Annotated in this window: 12 protein-coding genes; 3 read left to right on the forward strand and 9 right to left on the reverse strand. The window is 69.0% G+C overall.

Annotated elements, in window-relative coordinates; all coding sequences use genetic code 11:
* Positions 1-13: 13 nt before the first annotated feature.
* The 3 genes from AB0I81_RS28455 to AB0I81_RS28465 all read right to left on the reverse strand — a co-directional run bounded on the left by AB0I81_RS28455 (position 14) and on the right by AB0I81_RS28465 (position 3,908).
* On the reverse strand, positions 14-1,456 hold the full coding sequence (locus tag AB0I81_RS28455; protein WP_360662796.1) for a serine hydrolase domain-containing protein: 1,443 nt from the start codon (positions 1,454-1,456) through the stop codon (positions 14-16).
* Between the two features lie 119 nt (positions 1,457-1,575).
* Positions 1,576-2,580: a tryptophan--tRNA ligase gene (gene trpS, locus AB0I81_RS28460; protein ID WP_360662565.1), complete on the reverse strand. Its 1,005-nt coding sequence runs from the start codon at positions 2,578-2,580 to the stop codon at positions 1,576-1,578.
* Between the two features lie 14 nt (positions 2,581-2,594).
* Positions 2,595-3,908 (reverse strand): hemolysin family protein, encoded by a 1,314-nt coding sequence (locus AB0I81_RS28465; RefSeq protein WP_360662568.1) that lies wholly within the window; start codon positions 3,906-3,908, stop codon positions 2,595-2,597.
* 86 nt (positions 3,909-3,994) lie between these two features.
* Between AB0I81_RS28465 and galE the strand changes: the two genes are divergently transcribed.
* Both galE and AB0I81_RS28475 read left to right on the forward strand, forming a co-directional pair.
* Positions 3,995-4,942, forward strand: a complete 948-nt coding sequence (gene galE / locus AB0I81_RS28470) for a UDP-glucose 4-epimerase GalE (RefSeq protein WP_360662571.1) — start codon at positions 3,995-3,997, stop codon at positions 4,940-4,942.
* Between the two features lie 38 nt (positions 4,943-4,980).
* Positions 4,981-5,133: a hypothetical protein gene (locus tag AB0I81_RS28475; protein WP_360662574.1), complete on the forward strand. Its 153-nt coding sequence runs from the start codon at positions 4,981-4,983 to the stop codon at positions 5,131-5,133.
* Positions 5,134-5,232: 99 nt separating this feature from the next.
* Here the strand turns inward: AB0I81_RS28475 and AB0I81_RS28480 are convergent, their stop codons facing one another.
* The gene (locus AB0I81_RS28480) at positions 5,233-6,219 is read right to left on the reverse strand and encodes a malate dehydrogenase (protein ID WP_360662577.1); all 987 of its coding nucleotides are present in this window, start codon (positions 6,217-6,219) and stop codon (positions 5,233-5,235) included.
* Positions 6,220-6,277: 58 nt separating this feature from the next.
* Positions 6,278-8,455 (reverse strand): transporter substrate-binding domain-containing protein, encoded by a 2,178-nt coding sequence (locus tag AB0I81_RS28485; protein ID WP_360662579.1) that lies wholly within the window; start codon positions 8,453-8,455, stop codon positions 6,278-6,280.
* A 166-nt stretch (positions 8,456-8,621) separates the two neighbouring features.
* Here AB0I81_RS28485 and AB0I81_RS28490 point away from each other — a divergent pair, with 166 nt between their 5' ends.
* Positions 8,622-9,752, forward strand: a complete 1,131-nt coding sequence (locus AB0I81_RS28490) for a saccharopine dehydrogenase NADP-binding domain-containing protein (RefSeq protein WP_360662582.1) — start codon at positions 8,622-8,624, stop codon at positions 9,750-9,752.
* Here AB0I81_RS28490 and AB0I81_RS28495 read toward each other — a convergent pair.
* The 4 genes from AB0I81_RS28495 to AB0I81_RS28510 form a co-directional block, all read right to left on the reverse strand.
* Positions 9,749-10,777 carry a polysaccharide deacetylase family protein gene (locus tag AB0I81_RS28495; RefSeq protein WP_360662585.1) on the reverse strand — a complete coding sequence of 343 codons (1,029 nt, stop codon included), beginning with the start codon at positions 10,775-10,777 and terminating at the stop codon, positions 9,749-9,751. The genes AB0I81_RS28490 and AB0I81_RS28495 overlap by 4 nt on opposite strands.
* Positions 10,778-10,999: 222 nt before the next feature.
* Complete coding sequence (locus AB0I81_RS28500) at positions 11,000-12,214, reverse strand: NADP-dependent isocitrate dehydrogenase (protein WP_360662588.1); 1,215 nt, start codon at positions 12,212-12,214, stop codon at positions 11,000-11,002.
* A gap of 53 nt (positions 12,215-12,267) precedes the next feature.
* A complete protein-coding gene (locus AB0I81_RS28505; protein WP_360662590.1) occupies positions 12,268-12,567 on the reverse strand; it encodes a DUF3017 domain-containing protein in 300 nt (99 codons plus the stop codon).
* Between the two features lie 23 nt (positions 12,568-12,590).
* Positions 12,591-13,712: a citrate/2-methylcitrate synthase gene (locus AB0I81_RS28510; protein ID WP_360662593.1), complete on the reverse strand. Its 1,122-nt coding sequence runs from the start codon at positions 13,710-13,712 to the stop codon at positions 12,591-12,593.
* Positions 13,713-13,844: the final 132 nt, after the last annotated feature.

Here is a 13,844-nt window from a genome sequence, read left to right on the forward strand (position 1 = left end):
GCGCCGGGAGTGCTCAGGGCCCCACCTTGGGGGTGGCGCGCATGCCGACGTAGACGCAGCGCGTGCCGTCGGCCAGGGTGGAGAAGACCACGGGCATGTGGTCCTCGCTGAAGGACGGGCCCGCGCCCGATGCGGCGAACACGGTGTCCGTGACGGGCAGCAGCTCCATGTCCAGGGGCGGGGAGAGGTCCTTCATGCCGTCCACGAACTCGTAGCGCATACGGCCCTCGGTCACGGTGATGACCACGCCCTCGCGCCGGTAGGTGCCGAGCAGCGGGGTGTAGTCCACGGCGGGCGGCACGGCGGCCGGGGCGAAGGGGGCCGGCAGCCGGATCCCGGTCAGTTCGGCGAGCAGTTCCCCGAACAGGTCGGCGTAGAGCCGCCGGGCGCCGCCGCCGTTGGTGAGCAGGACCAGGGCCACGCCTGCCTCGGGGACGACGCGCAGGTAGCCGTACTGGCCGATGGCGGCGCCGTCGTGACCGAAGCCGGGCGCGCCGTCCCAGTCGTAGAGCGTCCAGCCCAGGCCCCAGCCGTCCGCGCTGACCGTCCACTTGTCGGGCACGTCCGTCTCCCTGCGCCGCATGGCCGCGACCGCCTCGGCGGACAGGACCCGGGTGCCGTCGGGAGCCGTACCTCCGGCCAGGTGCATCTGGGCCAAGCGCGCCATGTCGCCGGCGGAGGTGATGATCCGTCCGTACGGCCCCGCGGAGCGCGGCATCATGTCCCAGACCGGCGCGGGATCCGGGTCGGCGCCCGGCTCGCCCAGGTGGCTCATGGCCACGCGGAAGCTCAGCGCCTCCTCCGGCAGCGTCATCGAGTGGCCCAGGCCGAGCGGGGCGAAGACGCGCTCGTTCAGCGCCTGGTCCCAGGTCTTTCCGGTGAGCACCTCGACGAGCCGGCCCAGCACGACGTAGCCGAGGCCGCCGTAGGAGACGGCGGTGCCGGGCGGGCAGTCCAGCGGGACGTCACGGGCGGCCTCGACGTACTTGGCCAGGCAGTCGTCACCGCGCCCGCTGTCGTGGTTGAAGTCGTTGGTCACGCCGCCGGTGTGGGACAGCAGTTGCCGCACGGTGATGACCGCGGTGGCGGCCGGGTCGGGCGTGGCGAACTCGGGCAGCACGTCCACGACCCGCGTGTCCAGGTCCAGCAGACCCTCATCGACCAGGCTCAGCACGAGCGTGGCGGTGTAGACCTTGGCGATCGAGCCGCTGAGGAACACCGAGTCGGTCGTGACCGGCGCCCCCGTGCCGCGGTGCAGCACCCCGCTGGCCAGCTCGTGGACGGTGCCGCCGGCCAGGATCGCCACGGACGCGCCGGGCACGTGGTGGGTGGCGCGCAGCTCGTCCAGCCGGGCCTGCCAGTGGGCCAGATCCAGCCTGCCGCCCTCGGAGTCGGCCGCTCCCCAGCCGCCTTCCGCGCGCCAGCCGCCCTGCCTGTCGTAGCTCACGTTCGTCATCATGCCGCCCTTCCGGTACTGCGTTCTCTTGATGCGAACACTGTACGCATTAGAGTCCGGCGTTCGCAACTCGGGCATGAAAAAAGGCCGGGCACACCGTGCCCGGCCCCTCAGGAAGGCTATGAGGTGGGCAGGAAGCCCACCCGCTCGCGTACCGCGGCCATGGTCTCCCTGGCCACCGCCGACGCGCGCTGCGCGCCGATGGCCAGCAGGCGGTCGAGCTCCGCCTCATCGGACAGCAGCTTCTCCGTACGCTCCCTGATCGGCGCGAACGTCTCCAGCACCGCCTCCGCGACGTCCTTCTTGAACGTCCCGTAGCCCTGACCCTCGTAGCGGGCGACCAGTTCGGGGATGGGCGTGCCGGTCAGCGCGGACTGGATGCGCAGCAGGTTGGAGATGCCCGGCTTGTTCACCTCGTCGAACAGCACCTCCGAACCCGTGTCCGTCACCGCGCGCATGACCTTCTTGCGCAACGGCCCCGGCTGCTCCAGGACGTCGAGGATGCCCTGCGGGCTGGAGGAGGACTTGGACATCTTCGCCGTCGGGTCCTGGAGGTCGGTGATCTTCTCGACCTCCTTCGGGGTGAACGGCTGGGGCAGCGTGAAGGTGTCGCCGAAGCGGTGGTTGAAGCGCTGGGCCAGGTCGCGCGTCAGCTCCAGGTGCTGCTTCTGGTCCGCTCCGACGGGCACCTGCTCGGCGTGGTAGAGCAGGATGTCGGCGGCCTGCAGGATCGGGTAGGTGAACAGGCCGACGCTGGCCGCGCCCTCACCGTACTTCGCGGACTTGTCCTTGAACTGGGTCATCCTGCTCGCCTCGCCCATGCCGGTCAGGCAGTTGAGCACCCAGGCCAGCTCGGTGTGCTCGCGCACGTGCGACTGCACGAAGACGGTGGAGCGCTCGGGGTCGAGGCCGGCGGCGAAGAGCTGCGCGGCGGCCACCCGGCTGCGGGCGCGCAGCTGCGCGGGCTCGGGGCCCACGGTCAGGGCGTGCAGATCCACCACACAGTAGAACGCGTCGTGGGTCTCCTGCATGATGACCCACTGGCGCAGCGCACCCAGGTAGTTGCCCAGGTGGAAGGAGTCCGCGGTGGGCTGGATGCCGGAGAGTACACGAGGTCTGGCCATAGCAGGCAATTGTGTCAGGAATCCTGCTCGGGCGGCGACTCGACGACCGGTCGGCGTTTCACTCTCACCCGTGCGATACGGCGGCCGTCCAGCTCGGTGACGGCCAGCTCGAAGCCGGAGAACTCCACCCGCTCCCCGGCCAGCGGCACGTGGCCGAGCATGGCCATGACGAAGCCGGCCAGCGTCTCGTACGGGCCGTCCGGCAGCCGGATGCCGGTCTCGGTGGCGAAGTCGTTGAGATTCGTCAGGCCGTCGATCTCGATCTCGCCCGCGGGCAGGACCACGACGTCCTCCTCGACGTCGTACTCGTCCCTGATGTCGCCGATCAGCTCCTCGACCAGGTCCTCCATGGTGACGATGCCGGCCGTGCCGCCGTACTCGTCCACCACGATGGCCAGGTGCTGGCCCTCGTCGCGCATCTCGTTCAGGGTCGAGAGCAGCCGTTTGGAGGCGGGCACGAACTTGGCCGTCCTGATCGGCACGACCGCGCTGACCGGCTCGGTGCGTCCGGCCAGCTCGGGGTCCAGCAGGTCGCGCACGTGCACAAAGCCGATGACGTCGTCGTAGGACTCGCGGTAGACCGGGAAGCGCGAGTGCGGCAGCGTGGCGGCCAGCCTGGCGGCCTCGTCCAGCGGGGTGTCGGCCATCATGAACTCCACCTCCGTACGCGGCAGCATCACCTCCCGCAACTGCCGTTTGCCCGCGGCGAACACCTCGGCGATGAGCTTGCGCTCGTCCGCGGTCAGGTCGGTGTGCCCCACCACCATGTCGCGCAGCTCCTCGGTGGTGACCTCCTCCCTGTCGGCCTCCGGGTTGCCGCCGAGCAGCCTGACCACGCCGTCGGTTGACTTCGACAACATCCAGATGATCGGGCGCGACAGGGAGGCGATGCGGTCCAGGAACGGCGCCACGAACAACGACAGCCCCTCGGCCCGCTGCAACGCCAGCCGCTTGGGCGCCAGCTCGCCGAGCACCAGGGAGACGTACGAGATGGCCAGCGTCACCAGCACCAGCGCCAGCACGGGCGCCACGGCCGCCGGCACCCGCCAGCCCACCAGCACGGGCGAGAGGTGCTGGCCCAGCCGGTCGGCGCCGAACGCGGCCGACAACATGGTGGCCACGGTCACGCCGATCTGCACGGCCGACAGGAATCTGTTGGGGTCCTTGGCCAGCTTGGCCACGCGCTCACCACGGCGGCCGCGCTGCGAGAGCTTGCGGACCTGGCTTTCACGCAGGGAGACCATCGCCATTTCGGCGGCGGCGAAGAAGCCGCCGATCAGGATGAACAGCAGGACCAGGGCGATGTTGGCCGCGACGGTGTCAAACATTGTGCTTGGCAGCGTACTCGTCGGCTTTCCCGCGTATGCTGAACGGCAAGCCTTACAAAATCAAACATATTTGCACAGGAGTGAACATGAGGCTGTTGGTCACCGGAGGAGCCGGGTACGTCGGCAGCGTCGTCGCCGCGCAGCTCATCGAGGCGGGGCACGAGGTGACCGTACTCGACGACCTGTCAACCGGGCATGAGGACGCCGTGCCGGAGGGCGCCCGCTTCGTGCGCGCGGACGTCACCGAGGCGGGTCAGGTCCTGGACGGTGTGGAGGCGGTGCTGCACTTCGCGGCCAAGTCGCTGGTGGGCGAGTCGGTGCGGGACCCGGGCCTCTACTGGGCCAACAACCTCGGCGGGACGCTGGGGCTGCTGGACGCCATGCGGGACAAGGGCGTGGGCCGGATCGTGTTCTCCTCGACGGCGGCCACGTACGGGGAGCCGGAGCGCTCACCGATCGAGGAGAGCGACCCGACCCGCCCGACCAACCCCTACGGCGCCTCCAAGCTGGCCGTGGACGCCACGCTGAGCGCCTACGCGGGGCAGCGCGGGCTGGGCGCGGTGAGTTTGCGCTACTTCAACGTGGCCGGCGCCTACGGCCGCTACAGCGAGCGGCACACGGTCGAGACCCACCTCATCCCGAACGTGCTGAAGGTGGCAACCGGCGAGCGCGAGTCGGTGAGCGTGTTCGGCGCCGACTACCCCACGCCCGACGGCACCTGCGTGCGCGACTACATCCACGTCTCCGACCTGGCCAGGGCGCACCTGCTGGCGCTGGAGGCGGCCACGCCCGGCGAGCACCGGATCTACAACCTGGGCAGCGGCACCGGCTTCTCCGTGCAGGAGGTGATCTCGGTCTGCCGCGAGGTCACCGGCCACGAGATCCCCGCCGTCGTCGAGGAGCGGCGGGCGGGCGATCCGTCCGTGCTGGTCGCCTCGTCCGCCAAGATCCAGCGGGAGCTGGAGTGGAAGGCCGAGCGGGCGTCGCTGCGCGACATCGTCTCCGACGCCTGGCAAGCACTTTGTGGGAAATGAGTCATGCGAAGCGTCAATATGTGCTGTAGTACCCAAATGTGAGGAGCTTTTCACCAAGGGTCACGAAGCTGCTCTTCGGCGCCCTCGTCGTGGTGGGCAGCCTGCTGGCGGCGGCCGGCGTGCTCTTCGCGACCCCTTCGCCCGCGCCCGCCACGCAGCCGGCCTCGTGCCCGCAGACGCCCGACCGGTGACAGGCCCGCCGGAACACCGGAACGCGCGCCCCCCGAGGGGAGACGCGCGTCGTGACGGTGGCAGTGCGGGATCGGGCCAGATATCGGGCAGATATCGGGTCAGATGAGGCCCAGGTCCTTGACCGCCTGGCGCTCCTCCGCCAGCTCGCGCACGCTGGCGTCGATGCGCTCGCGGGAGAAGTCGTCGATCTCCAGGCCCTGGATGATCTCGAACCTGCCGCCCGCCGCCTTCACCGGGAAGGACGAGATGAGGCCCTCGGGCACGCCGTAGGAACCGTCGGAGACCACCGCCGCCGAGGTCCAGTCGGTGCCGTTGACCCAGTCGTGGACGTGGTCGATCGCGGCGTTGGCGGCCGAGGCGGCCGAGGAGGCGCCGCGGGCGTCGATGATGGCCGCGCCGCGCTTGGCCACCGTCGGGATGAACGTGCCGCTCAGCCACTCGGACTCGACCTGCTCGGCCGCGACCTTGCCGCCCACCTCGGCGTGGAACAGGTCGGGGTACTGGGTGGCGGAGTGGTTGCCCCAGATCGTCATCTTCTTGATCTCGGTGACCGGGACCTGGAGCTTGGCGGCCAGCTGGGACAGCGCGCGGTTGTGGTCGAGCCTGGTCATCGCGGTGAAGCGGTCGGCCGGCACATCGGGCGCGTGCTGCTGGGCGATGAGCGCGTTGGTGTTGGCCGGGTTGCCGACGACCAGGATCTTGATGTCGTCGGCGGCGTGGTCGTTGATCGCCTTGCCCTGCGGGCCGAAGATGCCGCCGTTGGCCCCGAGCAGGTCACCGCGCTCCATGCCGGCCTTGCGCGGCATGGCGCCGACCAGCAGGCCCACGTTGGCGCCCGCGAAGGCGACGTTGGGGTCGTCGGTGATCTCGATCCCGGACAGCAGCGGGAACGCGCAGTCGTCCAGCTCCATCGCGGTGCCCTCGGCCGCCTTCACCGCCTGCGGGACCTCCAGCAGGCTCAGCTTGACCGGCACGTCGGCGCCGAGCAGCTGCCCCGACGCGATGCGGAACAGCAGTGCGTAGCCGATCTGGCCGGCGGCTCCGGTGACGGTCACCTTGACGGGCACAGTGGCTGACGACGCCATGGCCTTCCCCTAACTCGCAGCGTGAATCGTTGACGTTGGGGATGTTACCCGCTCGTCATCAGCAGGTTTCCATCGCGGGCACTTTCAGCTCCGGCTTGAAGTCCACTCGCCCGAAGTGGCTGGTCAGAAGCTGCTCGACGTAGCCCGTGGCGTAGAGGTCGGCGATCACCGCCTTCACCGCCTTGCACGTGCTCACGTCCCCGTCCTTGATGCCGACGCCGTACCGCTCGTTGGTGAGCTTGGCGCCCAAGACCTTGTAACGCATGTTCTCGCGGGCCGCGAACCCGGCCACGATCAGGTCGTCGCCGGGCACCGCGTCCACTTTCCCGCTCCTGAGCAGGTCCATGCAGGCCGCGTAGTGGGTGGCCATGACCGGCTCCACCGAGACCCGGTCCTGGACCGCGCCGACCGACGGGCTGTTGAGCGCGCAGATCTTCTTGCCCTTGAGCTGGCTGATCTTGTCGATGCCGCTCCCCTGGCGCACCAGGATGTCCTGGTGCGCCAGATAGTACGGCCCGGCGAACTGGACCTCGCTCTGGTCGATCGAGTACGTCGCCACGACCAGGTCCACCCTGCCCTCCGCCAGGGCGTCGTCCCGGTCGTCCCTGCTGACCTGGACCAGCTTCGTGTCCTTGGCACCCAGCTCCGTCGCGATCCGCCTGGCCATGTCGACGTCGAAACCGGAGAAGTCGCCGTCGTTGGCCAGCCCGACGCCCGGCAGGTCACCCTTGACGCCGATCACGATCTTCCCGGTCCGCGCGACCTTGTCCACCACCGTGGAGAAGCCGCCGGGCAGGGTCGTCTCCCCGGTGTCGTCCGGCCGTACATCGAGGCCCAGGCGGGCCAGGCCGTCGTTCATTAACAGCGCGATCGCGGCGGCGGCGACCAGCACGAGCGAGACGGCCACCGCCAGCCACACCTTCGCCCGTCCGCGACGGGCCGGCGCGGCGGGCTCGGGCATCTGGTACGGCGCCTCGCCCCCTCCCGGCGGTGCCGTCACCGCGTGCGACGCCGTGGGCGCGGGCGGCTGCGTCAGGGCGGCGGCCTGGCCCGTACCCGAACCTCCCTGCTGAACCGCGCCGTGCGGCCCTGTACCGCCGCTGTGCGGCCCCGTGCCGGCGGTGGGCTGTCCCGCGCCCGTGCCGTACTGCGGAGGCGAGACAGGCGAGCCGGTGGACGTCTCGCCTCCCTGCTGACCTTGCCCGGTGGTCCGCTGGTGCTGCTCCCGCTGGTGATGTTCCTTTTGGAGGTGCTCCTTTTGGAGATGCTCCTTTTGGAGGTGCTCCCGCGCCGCCGTGCCCGTGGTGCCCGTCCTGATGCCGGGCTGGTCGGTGATCGACCTGACCGGCACCCTGAGGAACGGCGTGGTGTCGTCGGTGGCCACCTGGACGCCCTTGTTCAGCACCGCCGTGGAGGCGCCCACCCCGGTAGCCTGGCCCAGCAGCCGCAGCAGGATCTGGTCGGCGGACGGCCGCTCGGCCGGCGACTTCGACAGCGCCGAGCGCACCACGCTGCGCAGCGGCTCCTGCATCATGTCGACGTCGACCTCGTGGTTGAGGATGCGGTTGAGCACCACCGCGATCGACTTGCCCTCGAACGCCACCTGCCCGGTCGCCGCGAAGGCGATCGTCGCCCCCCACGAGAACACGTCCGTGAAGGGCCCGATGTCGTCGCCGGCGATCTGCTCGGGCGCCATGTAGGCGGGAGTGCCGATCGCGCGGCTGGTGATCGTGCCGGTGGAGTCGATGATCCGGGCGATGCCGAAGTCCACCACGCGCGGCCCGTCGGCGGCGATCAGCACGTTGTCGGGCTTGAAGTCCCTGTGCACGATCGAGGCGTGGTGGATGGCCGTGAGCGCGGTGGCGGTGCCGATGGCCAGCCGGTCGAGCACCGTGCCGGTGAGCGGCCCGTCGGTCTCGACGACCTCGCGCAGCGGCAGGCCGTCGATGTACTCGCTGGCGATGTACGGCGTGTCGCCGTCGAGATCGGCCTCCATCACCCGGGCGGTGCAGAACGACGCCACCCGCTGCGCCGCCTTCAGCTCCCTGGCGAACCGCGACCTCGCGATGGTGTCACCGCTGAACTTGACGTGCAGCAGCTTGATCGCCGCCTGCTCGCCCTTGTCGCTGACTCCCAGGTAGACGATGCCCTGACCGCCTTCCCCGATCCGTCCGGACAGCCGGAATGACCCCAGCTCGGTGGGATCGCCGGCGACCAGCGGCGAGATTTGCGGCATTCGTCTTCCCCACGTGTACTGAACCCCATCGACGCAAACTTTACGACGCCCAGCAACTTCACAGGGATTCGTTATGGCTTAGGTACGTCACGGCTTCGCCTCTTTCCGCTTTCCGCGGAGGTGGCACACCTTGCGTCAGGGTCTCATCCCGGGCAGCCTCAGGATCATGGATCGCCCATTTGACATCGTGCTCTTCGGCGCCAGCGGGTTCACCGGTGCGCTGACGGCGGCCTATCTCGCGCGGGCGGCGGGCCCGGACGCCCGCTGGGCGCTGGCCGGGCGCGACCGGGCCAAGCTGGAACGCCTCGGGCTCGATGTGCCGATCCTGGTCGCCGACGCCACCGACGCGGCCTCGCTGAGGGAACTGGTCCGCCGGACGCGGGTCCTGGCGACCACCGTGGGACCGTACGCGCGCCACGGCGAGCCGCTCGTGGCCGCCTGCGCCGACGCCGGCACCCACTACCTCGACCTCACCGGCGAGTCGGAGTTCGTGGACCTGACCTACGTCCGTTACCACCACCGCGCCGTCAGGAGCGGGGCCAGGCTGGTGCACGCCTGCGGCTTCGACTCCATCCCGTACGACCTCGGCGTGCTCCACACCGTCACCCTGCTCCCCGAGGGCGTCCCGCTCAAGGTCAGCGGCTTCCTGCGGTCGAGCATGCGCCCGTCGGGCGGCACGCTGGCCAGCGCGCTGTCGGTGATGGGCCGCGCCCGCCAGACGGTGGAGCAGGCCGCCCGGCGCCGCTCCGCCGAGATCCCGCCCAAGGGCCGCACGGTGAGCTCGCTGCCCGGCGGCCTGCGTTACGTGGGCGGCTGGGCGCTGCCCATGCCCAGCCTCGACTCGCGGATCGTCGGCTACTCCGCCCGCCTGCTCGACCGCTATGGCCCCGACTTCACCTACCGCCAGCACTACGCCGTCAGGACACTCCCCCGGGCGCTGGCCACCGTGGCGGGCGCGGGCGCGTTCGCGGCGCTCGCCCAGGTCCCGCCGGTACGCCGGCTGCTGCGGGAGCGCCTGCGCCCCGGCGAAGGCCCCTCACCCGAGCGCCGGGCCAGGAGCTGGTTCAAGGTCACGCTCCTGGGCGAGGGCGGCGGCGAGCGCGTGGTCACCGAGGTGTCCGGAGGTGACCCCGGCTACGACGAGACCGCCAAGATGCTCGCGGAGTCGGCCCTCTGCCTGGCCTTCGACGACGTCCCCGACCGCGCGGGCCAGCTCACCACGGCCTCGGCCATGGGGCGGCCCCTCATCGACCGCCTGCACGCGGCCGGGATCACCTTCACCACCAGGGGCCGCTAGTAGGGCAGGCTCCAGGTGTTGAAGGACTTGCGCAGATACGGGTTCTTGTACTTCGGGTAAGCCACCGTGCGCACGTCACCGTCCGAGGTGTAGCGCATGTCCGGGTTCTTCTTGAGCCAGTCGAGCCAGGCGTGCGAGCAGAACTGGGCGCAGTCGCCCTTCTTCTCCATTGCCTTGATCCGCGGGATGCCCGCCGCGTCGAACGACTTGCTGAACGGCGCGGGCGCGGGCGTGTAACCGGCCAGGAACGCGCCCTGGTGGTTGTAGAGCTTGCCGCGCATCGCCCAGTCCTTCTTGTTCGGCTGGTTGCCGTACGGCAGGGCGATCGTGGTGGGCTTGATCTGGGACAGGGAGTCGATCTGCTTGGCGATCGTGCCGATCTGCTCCTCGACCTCCTTGTGCGAACGGCCCCGCAGGTTGAGGTGGTCGCGGGTGTGGTTGCCGATCTCGAAGCCGTTGTCCTTGAGCCAGAGCAGCGCCTGGATCTGCTCCTCGCGCACGGTCTTGCCGAACATGTCGCGCGTCACGTAGAACGTGGCCTTCGGCTTCCAGCCCGGATTCTCGGCCCCCACCTGCTGCAGGATCGCGATCGCGGTGTCCTTCTGCGGCACGCCCATCTCGTTCAGCGTGAGCTGCGAGGGAGAGGAGTCGTCGAAGGTCAGGACCACCGGGTGCTTGCCGGCCGGGATGTCGATCTTGCCGGCCACCATCTCGGCGGCCGTGATCGGCACGTAGCCCTCACGTACCAGCCGCTCCAGGTCGGCCTTGAACTGCTGCGGCGACCTGTCGTCCGTGGTCTGCGGCTTGGGCACGATCCGGTGGAACATCAGCACCGGGATCTGTCCGAGCTCGTTCGCCTTGACCGCGGCGGCGTTCTTGAGCCTGGCGGCCTTGTCCGCCTTCTTCTTGGCGGCCGCGGCGGCCTTGGTGTCGGTCAGTTTGACGGTCTCGGGCTGAGAGTCGCAGCCCGTCAGGATGGCGGCGGCGGTGAGTGCCGCCAGCCCACTCAGAATTCGCAGTCGCATCCGAACCCCCCGAAACGCGCACGACTGTTCTTGAGCTGGCTCTTACCCACGTGATCAACTGCACCACGCCGCATTTGGGGTCAAGACCTGGAAAAGGGCCCGCTCGGGGGGGTGTGCGACCTGGAAAGGCCGCCCGGGGGGCGACCTGGAAAGGCCGCCCGGGGGTGGGCGACCTGGAAAAGGGCCGCCCGGGGGTGGGCGGCCCTTCACAGGGGAGAACGATCAGGCCATCTTCTTCTTGAGGTTCTCGTCCAGCGCCGCCAGGAAGTCCTGGGTGGTCAGCCACTTGGCGTCGCCGCCGACCAGGAGCGCGAGGTCCTTGGTCATCTGGCCGCTCTCGACGGTCTCGACGCAGACCTGCTCCAGCTTGTGCGCGAACTCGGTCACCGCGGGGGTGTTGTCGAGCTTGCCGCGGTGGGCCAGGCCACGCGTCCACGCGAAGATCGAGGCGATCGGGTTGGTGGAGGTGGGGTTGCCCTGCTGGTGCTGGCGGTAGTGACGGGTCACGGTGCCGTGCGCGGCCTCGGCCTCGACGGTCTGGCCGTCGGGGGTCATCAGGACCGAGGTCATCAGGCCGAGCGAGCCGAAGCCCTGGGCGACCGTGTCGGACTGGACGTCGCCGTCGTAGTTCTTCGCGGCCCAGACGTAGCCGCCCTCCCACTTGAGCGCCGCGGCGACCATGTCGTCGATGAGGCGGTGCTCGTAGGTCAGGCCGGCCTTGTCGAACTCGTCCTTGAACTCGGTCTCGAAGACCTCGGCGAAGATGTCCTTGAAGCGGCCGTCGTACGCCTTGAGGATCGTGTTCTTCGTGGACAGGTAGACCGGGTAGCCGCGGTTGAGGCCGTAGCGCATCGACGCGCGGGCGAAGTCGCGGATCGACTCGTCCAGGTTGTACATCGCCATCGCGATGCCGCTGCCGGGGAAGTCGTACACGTCGAGCTCGATCGGCTCGGAGCCGTCCTTCGGCGTGTACGTCAGGGTCAGCGTGCCCTCGCCGGGGATCTTCAGGTCGGTGGCGCGGTACTGGTCGCCGAAGGCGTGACGGCCGACGACGATCGGCTTGGTCCAGCCGGGGACGAGCCGCGGCACGTTCGACATGATGATCGGCTCGCGGAAGATGACGCCGCCGAGGATGTTGCGGATGGTCCCGTTGGGGGACTTCCACATCTTCTTGAGTCCGAACTCCTCGACGCGCGCCTCGTCCGGGGTGATGGTGGCGCACTTCACACCGACGCCGTACTTCTTGATGGCGTTGGCGGAGTCGATGGTGACCTGGTCGTCCGTGGCGTCCCGGTGCTCGATGCCGAGGTCGTAGTACTTCAGGTCGACGTCGAGGTAGGGAAGGATCAACTGGTCCTTGATGAACTGCCAGATGATCCGGGTCATCTCGTCGCCGTCAAGCTCGACGACGGGCCCCTCCACCTTGATCTTGGGCATGCGAATGGTTCCCCTTCACTGAATTGATGCGTTGAGGCTATCGGACCGTCCGGTCACGGAGCGAAAAGGGACAGGATGAGCGCTTTGAGCTCGTTGTTGTAGAGCACGAGCGAGGTCATCGACAGGACGAATCCGAACCCGCCCAGCGTGATGACGTCGGTCTTCTTGCTCCTCAGCGCGAGCTGCCCGCCGTACCCGGCGAAACGCAGCGCGGCGGCGATCATGATGACCCCGCCGAGCACGAACCCGCCCCAGCGCGGGTTCAAGATGAAGATCACGAGCACGCCGACGGCCGCACCCGCCAGAATCAGCGGGTACGGCCCCCAGGTCTCGTGTTCAGCCCCTTGGCTCAACACACCTCTCTCCGGCCCCGAGCTCATCGCTCGTCTATGGGCTTCCACTTCTGGTCGGTCTCACCGATGTACTCACTGTCGGGACGGATCAGCCGGTTGTCGGCGTGCTGCTCGATCACGTGAGCGGTCCAGCCGGACATGCGGCTGATGGAGAAGACCGGTGTGAACAGATCGGTCGGGATGCCCAGGTAGTGGTAGACCGAGGCGGCGAAGAAGTCGACGTTCGGGTAGAGACCCTTGGTCTCCAGGACGACTTCCTCCATTTCCTTGGACATCCGGTAGTACGTGTCGTCACCGCTGGATTCGCCCAGTTCGGCCGACATTCTACGCAGGTGGGTAGCGCGCGGGTCCTCGGTCTTGTAGACGCGGTGACCGAAGCCCATGATCTTCTCGCCGGCGGCGAGCTTGTCACGTACGGCCTGGGCCACCCCACCGGGCGTCAGCGACTCCAGCGTCTTCATGACCTGCTCGTTCGCCCCGCCGTGCAGCGGGCCCTTGAGGGTGCCGATCGCGGCGACGATGGCGGAGTGCATGTCCGACAGGGTCGCGGCGCAGACGCGGGCGGCGAAGGTGGAGGCGTTCATGGTGTGGTCGGCGTGCAACACCAGGCACTCGTCGAAGATCTCGACCTCGCGCGGGTCGGGAGCGCGGCCGGTGACCTGGAGCAGGAAGTTCCCGGCGATGCTCAGCGACGGGTCCGCCTCCGGAGCCTGCGCGCCGGTGCGGGCGGCGTGGTAGCGGGCCACGAGCAGCGGCTGCTGTGCGAGCAGCCGGGCGGCCTTGCGCAGGTTGGCGTCGGGCCCGATGGAGTCCTTGTCCGCGTCGTCGGCGCCCGACAACGAGACGAGCGAGCGCAGCGCCTCCATGGGTTTCTGTTTCTCGGCGATTTCGGCGATGTTCGCGGACACCAGGGCGCCCAGCTCGCGGCCCTGCGACAACTCGGCGCCGTACGCGTCGAGTTCGGAGCGGGTGGGCAGCTTGCCTCGCTGGAGCAGGTGTGCGGTCTCCTCGAACGTGGCGCGGCCGGCCAGATCATGGATGTCGTATCCACGGTAGAAGAGGCGACCGGCCTTTCCGTCGATGTCGCTCAGCGCTGTGGACGCCGCGACGACATCGGCCAGACCTTTCGTGGGCTTGTCCGCCATGAGTGTTTCCTCCGCTTATCTTCGTCCGAAGTCTACCCGTGAGCAGGCAAAACCGACCGTAAAGGTCCAGACCAATTTCACGTTGGATTCTCCTTTCGGCAAAGGAGATTCCGCATCCCCTCGGTTGGGTAA

Source organism: Nonomuraea sp. NPDC050404, from assembly GCF_040655495.1.
Taxonomy (GTDB): Bacteria; Actinomycetota; Actinomycetes; order Streptosporangiales; family Streptosporangiaceae; genus Nonomuraea.

What these genes read in the sequence shown, in the direction of transcription:
- AB0I81_RS28465 (WP_360662568.1), bottom strand. Translation starts at nt 3,908, where the DNA reads ATGTTTGACACCGTCGCGGCCAACATCGCCCTGGTCCTGCTGTTCATC.
- galE (WP_360662571.1), top strand. Translation starts at nt 3,995, where the DNA reads ATGAGGCTGTTGGTCACCGGAGGAGCCGGGTACGTCGGCAGCGTCGTC.
- AB0I81_RS28500 (WP_360662588.1), bottom strand. Translation starts at nt 12,214, where the DNA reads ATGCCCAAGATCAAGGTGGAGGGGCCCGTCGTCGAGCTTGACGGCGAC.
- trpS (WP_360662565.1), bottom strand. Translation starts at nt 2,580, where the DNA reads ATGGCCAGACCTCGTGTACTCTCCGGCATCCAGCCCACCGCGGACTCC.
- AB0I81_RS28490 (WP_360662582.1), top strand. Translation starts at nt 8,622, where the DNA reads ATGGATCGCCCATTTGACATCGTGCTCTTCGGCGCCAGCGGGTTCACC.
- AB0I81_RS28455 (WP_360662796.1), bottom strand. Translation starts at nt 1,456, where the DNA reads ATGACGAACGTGAGCTACGACAGGCAGGGCGGCTGGCGCGCGGAAGGC.
- AB0I81_RS28495 (WP_360662585.1), bottom strand. Translation starts at nt 10,777, where the DNA reads ATGCGACTGCGAATTCTGAGTGGGCTGGCGGCACTCACCGCCGCCGCC.
- AB0I81_RS28510 (WP_360662593.1), bottom strand. Translation starts at nt 13,712, where the DNA reads ATGGCGGACAAGCCCACGAAAGGTCTGGCCGATGTCGTCGCGGCGTCC.
- AB0I81_RS28480 (WP_360662577.1), bottom strand. Translation starts at nt 6,219, where the DNA reads ATGGCGTCGTCAGCCACTGTGCCCGTCAAGGTGACCGTCACCGGAGCC.
- AB0I81_RS28485 (WP_360662579.1), bottom strand. Translation starts at nt 8,455, where the DNA reads ATGCCGCAAATCTCGCCGCTGGTCGCCGGCGATCCCACCGAGCTGGGG.